General features: G+C 62.5%; 18 protein-coding genes, 1 tRNA gene and 1 pseudogene. 9 read left to right on the forward strand and 11 right to left on the reverse strand.

Annotated features, from left to right (window positions below; all coding sequences use genetic code 11):
• The first annotated feature begins 13 nt into the window (after positions 1–13).
• The 7 genes from ACZYOF_RS16020 (at position 14) to ACZYOF_RS16050 (ending at position 6,253) form a co-directional block, all read left to right on the forward strand.
• The gene (locus ACZYOF_RS16020; protein ID WP_463716358.1) at positions 14–1,309 is read left to right on the forward strand and encodes an aromatic ring-hydroxylating oxygenase subunit alpha; all 1,296 of its coding nucleotides are present in this window, start codon (positions 14–16) and stop codon (positions 1,307–1,309) included.
• Positions 1,310–1,320: 11 nt separating this feature from the next.
• Positions 1,321–1,806, forward strand: a complete 486-nt coding sequence (locus ACZYOF_RS16025; RefSeq protein WP_463716359.1) for an aromatic-ring-hydroxylating dioxygenase subunit beta — start codon at positions 1,321–1,323, stop codon at positions 1,804–1,806.
• Between the two features lie 12 nt (positions 1,807–1,818).
• Positions 1,819–2,904 (forward strand): SDR family NAD(P)-dependent oxidoreductase, encoded by a 1,086-nt coding sequence (locus ACZYOF_RS16030; protein WP_463716360.1) that lies wholly within the window; start codon positions 1,819–1,821, stop codon positions 2,902–2,904.
• A complete protein-coding gene (locus ACZYOF_RS16035) occupies positions 2,891–3,640 on the forward strand; it encodes a TetR/AcrR family transcriptional regulator (RefSeq protein WP_463716361.1) in 750 nt (249 codons plus the stop codon). Before ACZYOF_RS16030 ends, ACZYOF_RS16035 begins: the two co-directional genes overlap by 14 nt.
• 2 nt (positions 3,641–3,642) lie before the next feature.
• Positions 3,643–4,524 (forward strand): VOC family protein, encoded by an 882-nt coding sequence (locus tag ACZYOF_RS16040; RefSeq protein WP_463716370.1) that lies wholly within the window; start codon positions 3,643–3,645, stop codon positions 4,522–4,524.
• A gap of 22 nt (positions 4,525–4,546) precedes the next feature.
• The gene (locus tag ACZYOF_RS16045; RefSeq protein ID WP_130577742.1) at positions 4,547–5,395 is read left to right on the forward strand and encodes a VOC family protein; all 849 of its coding nucleotides are present in this window, start codon (positions 4,547–4,549) and stop codon (positions 5,393–5,395) included.
• Between the two features lie 417 nt (positions 5,396–5,812).
• Positions 5,813–6,253, forward strand: a complete 441-nt coding sequence (locus ACZYOF_RS16050) for a hypothetical protein (protein ID WP_463716362.1) — start codon at positions 5,813–5,815, stop codon at positions 6,251–6,253.
• Between the two features lie 24 nt (positions 6,254–6,277).
• Here ACZYOF_RS16050 and ACZYOF_RS16055 read toward each other — a convergent pair.
• Together ACZYOF_RS16055 and ACZYOF_RS16060 are read right to left on the reverse strand one after the other, a co-directional pair.
• A tRNA-Leu gene (locus ACZYOF_RS16055) sits at positions 6,278–6,362 on the reverse strand.
• Between the two features lie 99 nt (positions 6,363–6,461).
• The gene (locus ACZYOF_RS16060) at positions 6,462–6,704 is read right to left on the reverse strand and encodes a FliM/FliN family flagellar motor switch protein (RefSeq protein WP_028164002.1); all 243 of its coding nucleotides are present in this window, start codon (positions 6,702–6,704) and stop codon (positions 6,462–6,464) included.
• Positions 6,705–6,764: 60 nt separating this feature from the next.
• On the opposite strand from ACZYOF_RS16060, the gene lipB reads away from it, so the two are divergent.
• A complete protein-coding gene (gene lipB, locus ACZYOF_RS16065) occupies positions 6,765–7,490 on the forward strand; it encodes a lipoyl(octanoyl) transferase LipB (protein ID WP_463716363.1) in 726 nt (241 codons plus the stop codon).
• A gap of 14 nt (positions 7,491–7,504) precedes the next feature.
• On the opposite strand, the gene ACZYOF_RS16070 is transcribed toward lipB, so the two are convergent.
• The 4 genes from ACZYOF_RS16070 to ACZYOF_RS16085 all read right to left on the reverse strand — a co-directional run bounded on the left by ACZYOF_RS16070 (position 7,505) and on the right by ACZYOF_RS16085 (position 11,116).
• Positions 7,505–8,941: a TIGR01777 family oxidoreductase gene (locus tag ACZYOF_RS16070; protein ID WP_463716364.1), complete on the reverse strand. Its 1,437-nt coding sequence runs from the start codon at positions 8,939–8,941 to the stop codon at positions 7,505–7,507.
• Positions 8,938–9,603: a DUF4166 domain-containing protein gene (locus ACZYOF_RS16075; protein WP_463716365.1), complete on the reverse strand. Its 666-nt coding sequence runs from the start codon at positions 9,601–9,603 to the stop codon at positions 8,938–8,940. Before ACZYOF_RS16075 ends, ACZYOF_RS16070 begins: the two co-directional genes overlap by 4 nt.
• Positions 9,604–9,624: 21 nt before the next feature.
• Positions 9,625–10,182, reverse strand: a complete 558-nt coding sequence (locus tag ACZYOF_RS16080; protein WP_282528226.1) for a GbsR/MarR family transcriptional regulator — start codon at positions 10,180–10,182, stop codon at positions 9,625–9,627.
• 124 nt (positions 10,183–10,306) lie between these two features.
• The gene (locus tag ACZYOF_RS16085) at positions 10,307–11,116 is read right to left on the reverse strand and encodes an SDR family NAD(P)-dependent oxidoreductase (protein ID WP_282528225.1); all 810 of its coding nucleotides are present in this window, start codon (positions 11,114–11,116) and stop codon (positions 10,307–10,309) included.
• A 48-nt stretch (positions 11,117–11,164) separates the two neighbouring features.
• Here ACZYOF_RS16085 and ACZYOF_RS16090 point away from each other — a divergent pair, with 48 nt between their 5' ends.
• Entirely contained in the window at positions 11,165–11,539 is a 375-nt protein-coding gene (locus ACZYOF_RS16090) for a winged helix-turn-helix transcriptional regulator (protein WP_130577736.1), read from the forward strand.
• Positions 11,540–11,645: 106 nt separating this feature from the next.
• Here ACZYOF_RS16090 and ACZYOF_RS16095 read toward each other — a convergent pair whose 3' ends face one another.
• The 5 genes and pseudogenes from ACZYOF_RS16095 to ACZYOF_RS16115 all read right to left on the reverse strand — a co-directional run.
• Positions 11,646–11,945, reverse strand: a complete 300-nt coding sequence (locus ACZYOF_RS16095) for an acylphosphatase (RefSeq protein ID WP_130577735.1) — start codon at positions 11,943–11,945, stop codon at positions 11,646–11,648.
• Entirely contained in the window at positions 11,942–12,808 is an 867-nt protein-coding gene (locus ACZYOF_RS16100) for an isocitrate lyase/PEP mutase family protein (protein ID WP_394566739.1), read from the reverse strand. The genes ACZYOF_RS16095 and ACZYOF_RS16100 overlap by 4 nt, the downstream gene beginning before the upstream one ends.
• A 70-nt stretch (positions 12,809–12,878) precedes the next feature.
• Positions 12,879–14,894 (reverse strand): acetyl-CoA carboxylase biotin carboxylase subunit, encoded by a 2,016-nt coding sequence (locus ACZYOF_RS16105; RefSeq protein WP_463716366.1) that lies wholly within the window; start codon positions 14,892–14,894, stop codon positions 12,879–12,881.
• 146 nt (positions 14,895–15,040) lie between these two features.
• Positions 15,041–15,250, reverse strand: coding sequence for a hypothetical protein (locus ACZYOF_RS16110; RefSeq protein ID WP_463716367.1), 210 nt, complete (start codon positions 15,248–15,250; stop codon positions 15,041–15,043).
• Positions 15,251–15,401: 151 nt separating this feature from the next.
• Positions 15,402–15,510, reverse strand: a pseudogene (locus tag ACZYOF_RS16115) (IS5/IS1182 family transposase); the annotation flags it as partial.

The following is a 15,510-nucleotide window of genomic DNA, read 5'->3' on the forward strand; positions in this document are numbered from 1 at the left end:
CGGAGGAAACGACATGCAGACCGACAGCCGTCAGCCAGCGATCCTGGTTGATCCCGCCCAGCAGATCTTCAAGGTTGCACGCCGCAACTTCACCGATCCCGAGATCTTCAAGGCGGAGAAGGAGCTCGTGTTCGAGCGCTCGTGGCTCTATCTCGGCCATGCATCCGAGCTTCCCAAGCCCGGCGACTTCGTGAGCCGGACCGTCGCCGGTCGCAGCATCCTGTTCACGCGCGACAGCAAGGGAACGCTTCGCGCGCTCCTCAACACCTGCCCTCACCGCGGCGCGCAGGTTTGCCGCGAGCGGAAAGGCAATGCGAAATCGTTTCAATGCTTCTACCACGGATGGGTGTTCGGAGCCGATGGCAAGCTGCGCAGTCAGCCCGGCGAGGAAGCCTATGCGGAAGGATTCAAGAACCGCGAATCCTCCAACATGCAGGCAGTTCCGCGCTTCGAGACCTACCGTGACTTCTGCTTCGTCTCCTTTGACAGGAACATCGTCCCCCTCGTCGAGTACCTCGCCGGCGCGAAGGAATACCTCGATCTCATCTGCGATCAGACCGATGCGGGCCTCTCGATCATTGCCGGCACCCAGGAATACTCGATCCGGGCCAACTGGAAGCTGCTCACCGAGAACAGCATCGATGGCTATCATGCGACCACCACGCATGCGAGCTACTTCGACTATCTGATGAACACGACAGATGGGCTCGCCACCGGCATGGGCGGCGGCGGATATGGCTACGATCTCGGCAACGGCCACGCAGTCCTGGAATATGGCGCGCCATGGGGCCGGCCAGTCGCGCAGTGGATTCCTGCGTGGGGCGATAGCGGAAAGCAGGAAATTAGCCGCCTCTACGACAATCTGGTGCAGCGCTTCGGCACGGAGCGCGCCGACCGCATTTCCCGCAAGAATCGCAATCTCTTCATCTTCCCGAATCTCGTCGTCAACGACATCATGGCGCTGACCGTCCGCACCTACTTCCCGATGGCCGCTGATTACATGGTCATCAGCGCCTGGGCTTTGGGCCCGAACGACGAGACCTCCTGGGCTCGCAAATATCGCCTGAACAACTTTCTCGAATTTCTCGGGCCCGGCGGCTTCGCGACGCCTGACGATGCCGAGGCGCTCGAACACTGCCAGCGCGGCTTCAACAACGCCAAGGAAGCGCAATGGAACGACATCTCCAAGGGAATGGGCAAGGAGCGCCCTGCCTACAATGACGAGCTTCAGATGCGCGCGTTCTGGACCCAGTGGAATGCGATGATGTTCCCGGCTCCGATCTCCAGCATCAAGAACGTCGCGGCCTGAGGGAGATCGTCATGCGCGCAATCGAACGATCAGACGTAGAAGACTTCCTGTTTCACGAAGCAGGCCTGCTCGATCAATGGCGACTGCCGGAATGGCTGGAGCTGTTCACCGATGACGCGACCTACGAGGTCCCCTGCACTGACCTGCCGCCCGACGCCTCGGCGGACAACAACCTGTTCTATATCGCCGACGACCGGTTCCGGCTGGGCGAGCGCGTGAAGCGCCTGATGAAGCGAACCGCGCACGCCGAATTCCCGCACTCCAAGACCAGCCGCATCGTCGGCAATGTGCGTATCCGTGGACGCGGTGAAGACAACATCGACGTCAGCGCCGTATTCCAGACCTTCCGCACCAAGGACGGCACGACCGATCTCTATTTCGGCACCAGCAACTACCGCCTGAAGGTCGACGACAACAGGATAAAGATCAGCGAAAAGCGCTGCCTGCTTGGGGGCGAAGGCCTGCGCCCCCATGGCCGGATTTCCATTGTGCTCTGAGAGACAGCTCTGATGGAAAAACGATTTGCCGAACAGGTTGTGGTGATCACCGGCGCCGCCAACGGCATCGGCGCCGTGATCGCACAGCATTTTGCCCGAGAGGGTGCCAGGCTGGTCCTTTCGGACCTGGACGAGAAGGGGTTGACCACCACTGCCGACGGTCTCTGCTCGCTTTGTCGCGAGAAGCCGTTGATCCGAGGCGGCGATCTCTCGCAGGAAGATGTCGCCGGCCGATTGATCGGCGATGCCGTGAAGGCGTTCGGCACCATCGACGTCCTCGTGAACAATGCCGGCGGCGGCATCATCAAGCCGTTCCTGGAGCATACTCCGGAGACGCTGCGGACGACCATCGATCGCAATCTTTGGACAATGCTGTGGTGCACGTGGCACGCCGTGCCGGTGATGAAGGCGAAGCGCTACGGCCGGATCGTCAATATCGGCGCCGACTCCGTCCGCAACGGGCTTTACGACCACGCTGCCTACAACGCGGCAAAAGGCGGCGTTCACGCCATCGCCACCGGGCTGGCGCGCGAATTCGCGACCGACGAGATCACCGTCAATGTCGTTGCACCCTGCATCGTGAATACGCCCCAGGTGCAACGCGCGGCCGCCCAAGGCGCCGCAGTCAATCCGGAAATTCATCGACGTCGTGCCGATGGGACGCCCCGGGGAGATGGACGAAGTGGCTTCCATGGTCTGCTATCTGGCCTCCAGGGAAGCTTCGTTCGTCACAGGCCAGGTCATCAGCGTGAACGGCGGAAGCACGATGCTATGAGTACGACGATGACCAAGGATGTGTTGATCGGAAGGCTCGACGAGTTCCCGCCGGGAGAGGTCCGCCAGGCGACGCTGCCGGATGGCACCAATATCGCCGTGTACAATGTGGATGGAGCAATCTATGCCACGGCCGATCTGTGTACCCATGGCGAGGCGTCGCTGTCGGAAGAGGGCATTCTGACGGGGAAAATCGTCGAGTGCCCGTGGCACTTCGGCACGTTCGACGTCACTAATGGGCAGCCGACCGGCATGCCCTGCACGGTCGCGCTGAAGACCTTCCGGGTCAAACTGAGCGAAGAGGACGTTTATGTCGAATGCTGACAAGACGAAGCCAGAAGGGCGCGGAGGCCAGGCGTCCCTGCCCCGCACGGCGACGCGGCAACGGCTGCAATCGCGCCGAAACAGCTCCAGCGAACCGAAATACGCCTCCAAACGAACCCAGGCGGAGCGCAGCGAAGCGACGCAGACCCAATTGATCGAGGCGGCGGTGAAGCTTGTCCGCGCCAACGGGTTGCGCGGCCTGCGTACGGTTGAAGTGGCCGAACTCGCGGGCGTCTCCCGCGGCGCCCTGCTGCACCATTTCAAGAGCAAGCACGATCTTCTTGTCGCCGTCATCAGGCACGTCAACGAAGTCTCGCTGGTGGAGAGCGCCCGCCGGGCGCACCTTGCCCAGAATAGCGGAAACGATCCGATCGAAGGGATCATCAAGGACGCGCAGGATTTCTATTTCGGCGACTATTTCTTCATCGAGCTCGCGATCGCAATGAGCGCGGACAGCGACTCGCGCATTCTCAAGCGCGAGACGTACAGGAACTCCCGCACCAGCCGGTTTTCGGTCGAGGCTGCCTGGCTCGAAGCGCTGATGTCGTCGGGCGTTCCCAAGCAGCTCGCCAGCGATATCCTGTCGCTCACGCTGAGCGTGGTCCGCGGCTATTCCGTTCGAACTTTGATCGAAAAAGACCCTGAGCAGTTCAGTCGCCTTCTGAAAGTGTGGCGCGACATCGTCCGCCAACATCTCCAGACGGCGATGGCGAACGACCAGAAGAACCGTGGTTGAAAATGGACGCAAAGCAGCTCGCCCCTATCCCGTTGATCCAGCTCTGCTATGTGAGGCTTGCGGTACAGCACGGCGCAGCCGCCGCTGCCTTCGTGACCGACGTCCTGGGGCTTCAGCGCATTACTGATGACAAGGAGCAATTTCTGTTCCGGTCGGACGAGCGCTTCCACACGCTTTGCCTCGTGGAAGACGCTGACAGGTCGAGCATCGGCGTGGAGATTGCCTCGGCCGATGACCTCGATCGAGCGGCCGATGCCCTGCAGCGAGACGGATTTGAAGTTCGCGAGGCATCCATGGAGGAATGCAGCCGGCGTTTTGTTCGGCGCGCGCTGATCGTGCGCGACGCGAGCGGCAATGAGATCGACCTTGTATCGCGCCCGGCGGTTAGCGGCCGGCGCTACTTTCCGAGCCGCGATGCGGGTGTCACCGGCTTGCAATGCGTGGGCCTTCGCAGCCGCGCGATCGAGGATGACCTGAAGCTGTGGACCACGATCCTGGGAGCCACGGTCAGCGATTGGGTCGGCGATATTGCCTATCTCAGCATCGACCGGAAGCATCACCGGATTGCGCTCTACCCTTCCGGTCGGGCCGGACTGCTCGACGTCTGCTACGGAGTCGAAAGTTTCGATTCGATCATGCAGAATCACTACTTCGCGCAGGAGCGACAGATCAAGATCCTTCACGGCCCTGGCCGTGAGGCCGCGTCCGGTCAGATCTTCCTGCGATTTGCCGGACCGGAAGGACACGTCTTCTCGTACGGGCATGGGCTGGCCGACATCGATGCCCGGCACCGTGCGAGGCAGTTTGCGCCAGCAGCTTTCTCACTATGCGAATGGGGAAGCGAATGCTCCGAGATTCCGGAGCTGCGGCAAGCCATCACCTGATCTCTGCAAAAGGAGCGCAACGATGATCCAGCTCAAAGATGTCACCTATGCGCGGCTGGGGGCCTCGAGCCTCGAGGAAGCCGAATCATTTGCGACCAGATGCCTTGGTCTTCAGGTAAGCGAGCGATCGCAGAACTCACTCTATCTGCGTTCGGACGAACGTGCGCATACGCTGTGCTACTTCGAAGGCGACCCGGCCGATCAGACCATCGGATTCGAGGTCGAGAACGAGAGCGAGTTGAACGAGGCCGCCACGACCCTGGACTCGCTTGGTCATCCGGTGCATGTCGGCGCGGCCGCCGAATGCTCGGCACGCAAGGTTCGCGCCTTCATCGGATTCAAGGATCCGAGCGGCAATCAGATCGAGCTTGTCGTTCGTCCGGAGCAGCATGGCCGCCGCTATTTTGCTGCACGGGACGCCGGCATCACCGGCTTCAGTCATGTCGGCTTGAATTCGACCAATCCGGTCCGCGACGAGAAGTTCTGGACGGAGGTCTGCAACGCGCGCGTCAGCGATCGCATCGGGGATATTGCGCTGATGCGCGTGAACGCGATCCACCACACCATCGCGCTTGCGCCGGCCAGAGGTCCCGGGATCCAGCACATCAATCATCAGGTGCAGAGCAACGACGACGTGCTGCGATCCTTTTATCACTTGTCCGAGCAACGGGTGCCGATCGTCTTCGGCCCTGGCCGTCACCCGACGTCCGGCGCGCGCTTCCTTTACTTCCAGGGCCCCGACGGCATGGTGTTCGAATATTCGGTTGGGGTGGACGAGATCGAGAACGAGGAAACGCATCGGCCGCGCCAGTTCGGATTCGAACCGACAAGTCTCTGCATGTGGGGATCGAAATCAAAGCGCGCGCGGTAGACGCGGCAAACGACACTCGGCAGGCAGCGTAGCGAGTCGGCGGTTCGAGTCAGGGAAGCGCTACAAGAGCTGCTCGTTCTCAGTTGGATCAACGGAGCTGCGCAAATGCGCGGTAAAGGAGTGACGCTTTCTAGCTCCGAGAACTAATGTCGCTCGTCAGCACTCACCTGTCACCCTACCCTCGGAATTTTGGTCCTTCAGGCGCACCAACCGGAGGCAGCGCGCGGCCCTACTTCAGAACGCCTGCACACCCTTGCTGTGATGAGATTTTTCTTGATCTCCCGGTGCACACGCCGCGTTCGAACCAATTGAAAAACTTAAACTCTCGTTCCAATCCATCATGGGGCCAATTTGGGCTAGTTACAGCCAAATAGAGCAATCAAGAAAGTCTGCTTGCCTCAACTCCGATCCGGCCCATTGCCGCTCAACGAAATCCTTGTCCCTCATCGCTCGCGAAATGCCTTCACCGGCAAGGTCGTGCGCGGTTGCGTTCTGCCAATGAAGAAGAAGGCATGGGCGGCCAAGTTCAAGAAATACGTGATCCTGGCCGACGTCAACGAGCCGAAGAAGAGCTGCCATGGAGTGCGCAAAGCCCGCGCCGAGGTTGCTGCTTACGCCGACTGCACCGAGAGCCAGATGATGGCCATGTTCGGCTGGACCGATCCGAAAATGCCCGCGCACTACATCGCTCAGGCGAATCGAGAGAAGCTCGGCGTCAGTGGTATGGAAAAGATCATCGCGTTCGATCAGAGCCAGTCATTTGACGACTTTCTATGGGCACCTAAAGCGAACAACGTGCGAACGCCGCACGGGAACGGAGTGGTAACATTCCCGGGTAACACCCGGAAAAAAGCGTAAGGATTTCAAGGGAAAACGTGGGTATGGTGCGCTCGGAGGGACTCGAACCCCCACGATTTTACTCACTGCCACCTCAAGGCAGCGCGTCTACCAATTCCGCCACGAGCGCTTGGGATGCCGGAGGGAACCTAAAGGCCCGCCACCGGATCGACGGCGCGGGATGTAACAAATCGGAAGGTGGGGGACAAGCCGGTAAGTGGCTAATCGACTATCTAACATCCGGGGATTTCGGCAGCATTTGCTTGACCTCGACCGCGATCCGGTTGCGGTCGACCAGCACCACGCCGCTGGCGATCGGCAGGTTGTTGGCGAGGATCTTGACCTCGTCGGCCTCGGTGGCATCCAGTTCGATGATGGCGCCGCGGGAAAGCCGCATGACCTGGTGGATGGGCATCGTGGTGGTGCCGAGCACCACCATGAGATCGACACTGACTTTATCGAGGGTAGGCACTTTTGAACCGCCAAACCGGGATTAGATTGTGGTTCCACCTGACCACGTGATGGTTAGCCAATGGTTAATGTCCGCCAAGACCTTGATTTGACGATTTTCGCGCACCCGGACGGCGGCGAAGCCGTGGAATGGCGGATTTCGGATGCTCCGGTGCCCTACCCTGACGCCGTCGCCGCGATGGAATCACGCGTCGCCGATATCGCGGCCGGGAAAGCGCCCGAACTGGTCTGGCTCGTGGAGCATCCCCCGCTCTACACGTCTGGCACCAGCGGCAAGGCCGGCGACCTCCTGGAGGCGCGATTCCCGATATTTGAGAGCGGACGCGGCGGCCAGATCACCTATCACGGCCCGGGCCAGCGGGTGGCCTATGTGATGCTGGACCTGAAGCGGCGCCGGCCGGACGTACGCGCCTATGTCGCCTCGCTGGAGGAATGGATCATCCGCACCCTCGCCGCCTTCAATGTCCGCGGCGAGCGCCGCGAGGACCGCGTCGGCGTCTGGGTCAGGCGGCCCGACAAGGGACCGGGATTCGAGGACAAGATCGCCGCCATCGGCGTGCGGCTGAAGCGCTGGGTGTCCTTTCACGGCATCGCGATCAACGTCGAGCCGGATCTGGCGCATTTCTCCGCGATCGTGCCCTGCGGCGTGGTCGACCCACGCTACGGCGTCACGTCCCTGGTCGACCTCGGCCTGCCGGTGACGCTCCCTGACGTCGACGTCGCGCTTCGTCAAGCCTTTGCTGAGGTGTTTGGCGCAGCCGAGGCGCGGCTGCCAGAGACGACTTAGGGCCGCGTACGGCCTCACAAAATCGCCTCGAACGCGCTGCGCAGCGTCTCGTGGCGGAAGACAAAACCGTTGCTGAGCGCTTTGTTGGGCAGCACGCGCTGACCGCCCAGCAATAGCTCCTTGGCAAAATCGCCCCCGACCCGGCGCAGCAGGCCGGCGGGGATGCGAAAGATCGCAGGGCGATGCAGTCGGCGGCCGAGTTCTTCGGTGAATTTGGCATTGGTCACCGGGATCGGCGCGGTCGCGTTGATCGGACCTGAGAGATCGGGCCTTGCGATCACATGGGCGATCAGGCGGACGAGATCGTCGCGCTCGATCCAGGACATCCATTGCCTGCCCGAACCGAGCGGCCCGCCGAGGCCGAACTCGAACGGCGTCAGCATGCGCGTGATGAAGCCGCCATCGGTGCCGAGCACCAGGCCGATCCGCAAGCAGACGACGCGGGCGCCGAATTCTTCTGCGGAACGCGCCGCTTTCTCCCAGGCCTCGCAGAGCTCGTGGCTGAAGCAGGCGTGCGACTTGGCCGATTCGGTCAGCACCTGGTCCTGCCACAGCCCGTACCAGCCGATCGCCGAGCCGCTGACAAGGACGGCGGGCTTGCGTTCGAGGCGCGCGATCAGTTTCACGACGTCGCCGGTGATATCGATCCGCGAGGCAAGGATCTCGCGACGTTTGGCCTCGGTCCACAGGCCATTGCCGATCGGCTCGCCCGCGAGATTGACGATGGCGTCGATCCTGGTCTCCGCAGGAATCTGATCGAGGCTCGTGATCAGCGTGATCGGCGGCGGCAATAGCTCCGCCTTCGCCGGATTTCGGATCAGCGCGATGACCTGATGGCCGGCGGCGGTGAGGCTTCCGACCAGCCGGTTGCCGATGAAGCCGGTGGCGCCGGTGACAAGCACGGTCTGCCGGCCGGGCAATCCCGTCACAAGCTCGCGCGCGGGCGCGACGGCCATGCGCGCCAGGCGTCTGGCGGCCGTGAAATCGCGCAAGCCGCAAAGCGCCGCGCCGACAGCGGCGGCCGCGGCCACGATGCTGAGAAGGTCCGTGTAAGCCGACTTGATCCCGGTCGGCTGCATCGCCCAGCCGATCAGGACCGGCAGCAGCAGGACCAAGATGGCGCCGTAATTGATCGCGAGCAGCGTATGATTGATACGCTCGCTCGCCGGCAGCTTCCTGCTCAAATCCTCCTCGACGAAATCCATCAGCGTGATGACGACTTCTGCGACCAGCACGGCAATAATCAGCATAGCGAAAACGCCGTGCACCTCCAGCCAGCCGAGAATGAGGAAAAGCAGCGCATAGAACATGTTGCGCACGGCGTGGAGCTGCAGCTCGAAACGCTGCGACGGACGCCACGCCAGGCGCTCGGTGAACTCATGGTGATAGAAGGTGTCGAACACCCCCATCAGGATCTGAATGGCGATCAGGGTCCAAAGCAGCGGCGTCATGGCATGGCCTCCCTAAACACGGCAGACTGACGGATAAGCATGCCGAAGCGGGGATGAATGATCTCGAGCGTGAAGCGGAATTCATCGCCGCCGAGATCGCGATGGGTCACGGTGAGATCGCCCGGCGTGAGCCATTCCGGCAGCGGCAATCGGAACGGACCAAGCTGCAGCGAATAGCCGGTGCTGCGAAACACCAGCGCGTCCTGCGCGACCGATATCTTCAGCGCCATGCTGACGCCGTAGCCGACATATTCCTCCAGCCCCGTCGGACCGGCAAAGCGCTTGCAAGAGTGAATGACTTGCGGAAAGCCGTCGCTGCGCGTGGCGATGCGGCTCCATATCTGGCCGCCCGCGGCGGCATCCTCGGTCACCGTGACGATGGCCGGGACGCCGGTCTCGGAGCCAGTCGGCAGCGGCCCGCCGATCAGGCGCGCCGCCTGCGCCAGCCACCAGCCGGCGCGATTGAAGGTGACTTCATCGATCTCGCCAACATAGATGATGGTCCCGCCCTCGGCGAGGCGCTTCGAGAAGCGCCGCCAGACCGCGACCGGCAGCCGACCCCAATCTTCGTCGGCGAGCAGCGCACGAAACCTGTTGTCGTTGTGCAGTCTTGCGTTGGAAGCCGGTGATGTCTTGAGGCTGGATATCCTTGCTGACGCCATCGCATGCTCCCACTTGCTTGCCTATTTGGCTCTTCCTATCGGCAGCAGATTCACGATTTTCTCGCCGAGCTTGATCAGCGCGACCAGGCGCGGCCGCGGCACGTTGAGCATCTGGCTGTACCAGCGGTCGACGAGCTCCGTGAAAGCCAGCATCTCCTTGAGCCGCTTGCTCGCGACCGGGCTGATCGTGGGATCGTCGGCGGCGTCAGACACGGAGGCGCGAAGCGCTGCGATCGCCGGATCGATCTCCCGCTCCTTGCGGCCTGCGGCGATCCGCGCTGCGACTTCCCAGATGTCGGTTTCCGCTTCGAAATGATCGCGCCGGTCGCCGAGGATCGGCACGCGGCGGATCAGGTTCCAGGCAAGCAGCTCCTTGAGCGAATTGGAGACGTTCGAGCGCGCCATGCCGAGCGTGTCGGCGATGTCCTCCGCCGTCATCGGCGCTTCGGCGAGATAGAGCAGGCCGTGGATCTGGCTGACCGAGCGGTTGACACCCCACTCATCCCCCATGTCGCCCCAATGCAGGATGAAGCGCTCGACCGCGGGAGGAAGTTTTCTCTTGCCGGTTATTTCTGTCATGACAGAAATATCTGATAAAACGGAGCGAGTGTCAACCGGTGCCCCAGCGGGATTTTGCCGCTTCGGTCCGATGGGCAGGCTCAGGAGGAATCCCTGCCGGGAATCAAATGTCAGATGCGACCCACTAGATGCTAGGCAGCATCCCGCCGTCGAGCCTGAGGTTGACACCGGTTATGTATCCCGCTCTGGGACTGACGAGGAATGAGATGGCATCAGCTATCTCTTCTAGTGTTCCGACGCGGCCGACGGGTACCTGGGCGAACATGGGCAGGACGGTCTGTTCAATCAGTTTCCATGGAGAGCCGTCCGCAAGCCCGCGCTCTGCTGCGACCTCGCGGAACCGGGTATCCAGCCTGGCGCTACGTATCGTGCCAGGCGACACCGTGTTGACCGTCACGCCATCGGCCGCAACGGCTTTGGCCATCGACGCCGTCATGGCGTTCATCGCCGCCTTGCAGGCGGAGTAGTCGGGCCTGGAGGCCGGAGGCATCAAACCAACTAGGCTGGAAATGTTTACGACACGTCCCCACCTGGCTGCCTGCATCCTCGGTAGCAGCCGGGTAGTCACCCTCACGGCGGCGAGGACGTTGCGGTCGTAGGCGGACGCCCAAGAAGCTGGGCGACTGTTCGTCCAGTCTTCGGCATCGCCTGAACCGCCGGCATTGTTGACCAGGATGTCTATCGGGCCGGCCAGGGCCTGTGCCTCATCGACCAGGCGCCACACTTCATCGTCAACAGTGAGGTCTCCGACCACGGCATGAGCATGTCCTCCCTGCGCGGAGATGTCGTGAGCGACCCTCTCCGTCTGGTTTCGATCGCGTCCGTGGACGACGACGATCGTCTTCTCGCGGGCGAGCCCTCTGGCTATCGCTTCTCCTATGCCTTTGCTGCTCCCGGTAATGAGCGCGACCTTTCCGTCCAGTTTCAAATCCATTGCCGAGCACCTACCTTGAAGTCGACGGCTCATAGAATGGACGGAACGATGACCGAGACAATTACGCACTTAAAAGTGCCCATAGGACACGAGGAGCGGTCAGCTTGCCTTGGCCCCGACGGTTCTGTCGCACATGTCACCAGAATGCTTCGAATGATCACCGGACGCTGGAAGCTGCCGATCTTGTTCCGCCTCTACGCGGCGCCATCATTGCGGACCTTGCAGTTGAAAAGGGACATGCCGGGCGTTTCGCAGAAGATGCTCACACAGCACCTGCGGGAGCTGGAGAATGATCGCCTGATCGAGAGAAGAGACTTCGGCGAGCAGCCGCCGCGCGTCGAATATCAACTCACCGATAGGGGGCGAGGGCTTATGCCTGTGCTCATGGAGGCAAGGGCGTTTTCGGTACGCTACCCTGTCTAGAATTCGCCCTACGCCCTGAAGTCGTCACGAGACGCCGTCAGCGAGGTCGCGCCCGCCAAACCTCCGACGACCGCGGCGGCCCAATGGCGTCCCCAGTTTATGGTGGTTATACCGTAGGCAGGACCGAAAAACCCTCGCCTGCGTCGCGCAGGTTCAGGAGATCGGGGCTGCCGGCATCGTGCTGCGCGGCATCGACACGCGCCGCGCTCGGTCCGCGCTGGCACGCGGCGATCATATCGGACACAACGGTCTCGGGCCCGGCAAACACCGCTTCGACGCTGCCGTCCCGTCGGTTGCGCACCCAGCCCTCGAGTCGGCGCACGCGCGCCTCGTATTCGACCCAGGCGCGGTAGCCGACGCCCTGGACGCGACCGCGGATCATGACATGACGGATCGTGTCGCTCACTTCTTCAGTCCGAGGAATTCGCTGCTGCGCGCTTTCATCTTAGCCTCGCGCATCGCACGGCCGGTCAGTTCCGGGGATGGCAGCCCTTTCAGGCTTTTCGGCGACGCGCCCTCGCGCAGCGCCTTCAGCGTCTCGTAGACCGCCTGCGTCGCCGCTGCGAACGGCGCATGGCCTTGCAGCGCAATCCGCACGCGCAGGCCCGCGAGATAATCCGGCGCGGCCATCTCCTCCGGCGCACCGCCAAGCACGATCGGCAGTGTCGTTGCCGCGGAGATCGCTTCCAGCTCCGCCTTGACCTTGATGCCGGTGAAGAACAGCGCATCGACACCGGTGGCCTCATAGGCCTTTGCTCGCGCGATCGCATCGTCAAGGCCGGTGATCGACACCGCGCCGGTGCGGCCAATGATGACAAGCGATGGATCGCTGCGGCCGTCGAGCGCGGCCTTCATCTTGCTGACACCTTCATCGAGCGGGATCAGTTGCGTCTTGGCCTGACCAAACGCCTGCGGCAGCAAGGTGTCCTCGATGGTGAGGCCGGCGGCGCCGGCGACCTCGAGCTCCTGCACGGTGCGGCGGACGTTGAGCGCGTTGCCATAGCCGTGGTCGGCATCGACAAGCACAGGAAGAGCCGAAGCCCGTGACATCCGCCGCATCTGCTCGGCAAGCTCAGTCAGCGTGATCAGGGCGATATCGGGATCGCCGAGCACCGCGAGCGAGGCAACGGAGCCGCCGAACATGCCGACCTCGAAACCGAGATCCTCGGCGATCCGGATCGACGTCGCATCATAGACCGAGCCCGGTCGGACGCAGCCGGTGCCCGCAAGGATCGAACGCAGTGCTTCGCGTCGCGCGCGGAAGGTCATGGAAATTCTCTCTATCTCAGCTTCGGCGCGATCCTTTCGGAGAACTGATGTCTACGTTCCGGATCATGCCTCACGCGAATTCGAGGATCAGGGCGTCGACCGCCAGCGTTGCGCCGGGCGCGGCGTGGATCTTCTTCACCGTGCCGTCGCGCTCGGCGCGCAGCACGTTCTGCATCTTCATGGCTTCGACCACCGCAAGCGTCTCGCCGGCCTTGACCTCCTGCCCTTCGCTGACCGCGATCGACACCACCAGCCCCGGCATCGGGCACAAAAGCTTCTTGCCGGTATCGGCGGCCGACACTACCGGCATCAGACGCGCCGACGTCGCTTCGGCTTCGGTGAAGACGTAGATCGAAACCTCAAATCCCTGGTGCGCGAGGCGGAAGCCGTTGTTGATCGGGCGCACCTGCATCGCCACGAACTGGCCGTCGATCGTGCCCTGCCACACCGGCTCGCCCGGCACCCAGTTCGAGACCAGGTTGTGCGGATTGCCCGGCAGCCCATCGCTGGCGATGAAGCGCACCGCGACGCCGTCGGCCTCGCGCGCGACATCGAGCGCGATCTCCTCGCGGTCGAGCCACACCGCGCGACGCCGCTCCCGCTGCACCAGTCGGCCATTCATCTGGCCCGAGATCTGCCGCTTGCGCTCGCCGAGCACGTGGTCGATCGCCGCGGCCACTGCCGCCAACCGTCGTGCGATCTCGCCCTCCGGCGGACGCGCCGAAAATCCCTTTGGATATTCTTCCGCGATGAAGCCGGTGGAGAGCTTTCCTTCGCGCCAGCGCGGATGGTTCATCAGCGCCGACAGGAACGGAATGTTGTGCCTGATGCCGTCGACATAGAAGGCATCGAGCGCGCTCGACTGCGCTTCGATGGCCGCCGCCCGCGACGGCGCGTGCGTGATCAGCTTGGCGATCATCGGATCGTAATGGATCGAGATCTCGCCGCCCTCCTGGACACCGGTATCGTTGCGGACGGTGACGCCGTCCTGGCTCTTCTCGGCCGGCGGACGATATTTCACCAGCCGCCCGATCGACGGCAGGAAGTTGCGGAACAGATCCTCGGCATAGACGCGCGATTCCACCGCCCATCCCGTCAGCGTCACATCCTTCTGTGCAAGGCTGAGCTGTTCGCCGGCGGCAACGCGGATCATCTGCTCGACGAGATCGATACCGGTGACGAGCTCGGTGACGGGATGCTCGACCTGCAGGCGGGTGTTCATCTCCAGGAAGTAGAAGCTCTTGTCCTGGCCGGCGACGAACTCGACCGTGCCGGCAGAGTCGTAGTTCACCGCTTTCGCCAGCGCGACCGCCTGCTCGCCCATCTTGCGGCGCGTGGTCTCATCAAGCAGCGGCGACGGCGCCTCCTCGATGACCTTCTGGTTACGGCGCTGGATCGAGCATTCGCGTTCGCCCAGATAGATCACATTGCCGTGCTTGTCGCCGAGCACCTGGATCTCGATGTGGCGGGGATCGACGATGAACTTCTCGACGAACACGCGGTCGTCACCGAACGACGATTTCGCTTCGGCCTTCGCGAGGTTGAAGCCCTCCTCGACCTCGGCCTTCGAATGCGCGATCCGCATGCCCTTGCCGCCGCCGCCCGCGGAGGCCTTGATCATCACCGGATAGCCGATCTCGTCGGCAATCCGCACCGCATGCTTGCCGTCCTCGATGACACCGAGATGGCCGGGCACGGTGGAGACCTTGGCCTTCGCCGCCGCCTTCTTGGATTCGATCTTGTCGCCCATCGCGGCGATGGCACCGGGGTTGGGGCCGATGAAGACGATGCCGGCCTCATTCAGCGCGCGCGGAAACGCCTCGCGTTCGGACAAGAAGCCGTAGCCGGGATGGACGGCTTCCGCGCCGGTCTTGCGGCAGGCGTCGACGATCCTGTCGATCAACAGATAGCTCTCCGCCGCCGGCGGCGGGCCGATCAGCACGGCCTCATCGGCCATCTCGACATGCAACGCATCGCGGTCGGCCTCAGAGTAGACCGCTACCGTCTCAATCCCCATACGGCGCGCAGTCTTGATGATCCGGCAGGCGATCTCGCCGCGATTTGCGATCAGGATTCGTTTGAACATGTTCTTCTTGCTTGAGCGTTTGGGCAGGATCCTCGCCCGCAATGTGATACGGGCGGTGGGCGTCTCAATTGACGTGGTACAGGAAAACTCAGGAGAGGCAACGGTCTGTATGGAGGCAGCCGGCTTGCGCCCGGCTCCCGAAGCCATCAACCCGAATAGGTATTAAATCTACCACGCACATGGGCGCGAGAGACGGCCTTCATCAGCTCGCTGACCTCGTTCTCCAGATAGTCGTTAGCCACGATCAGCGCGCGGACGGTGGCCCGCATATCCCCGCCGCAGGCCGCGATCGCCTCATCAACGGCAGCCTCCAAGCCGTCGATATCCTCGGTGCTGGCACTGGGACGTGAGGACATCTGGCGATTTCCGGGACGTGGGGCAGATGCTGATATTCTCTTTTTGTTCTATAATGTCAACCACGGATCGGTCACTGTCGACCGGTTCCGGCGGCTTTTTCGCAACCCGGGAATAGCTTCGCGAGGGGTTCGTGCTAGGTCGCGTGGACAGTTATCTTAGCCAGAGCAGAGTTGCGGCGATAGCGACGACAGCGAAGTAATTTCGTGCGGTTTTTTCGTAGCGCGTAGCAACGCGCCTGAAACGCTTCAGTTTCGAGAAG

Source organism: Bradyrhizobium sp. LeoA1Lang (genome assembly GCF_055413685.1).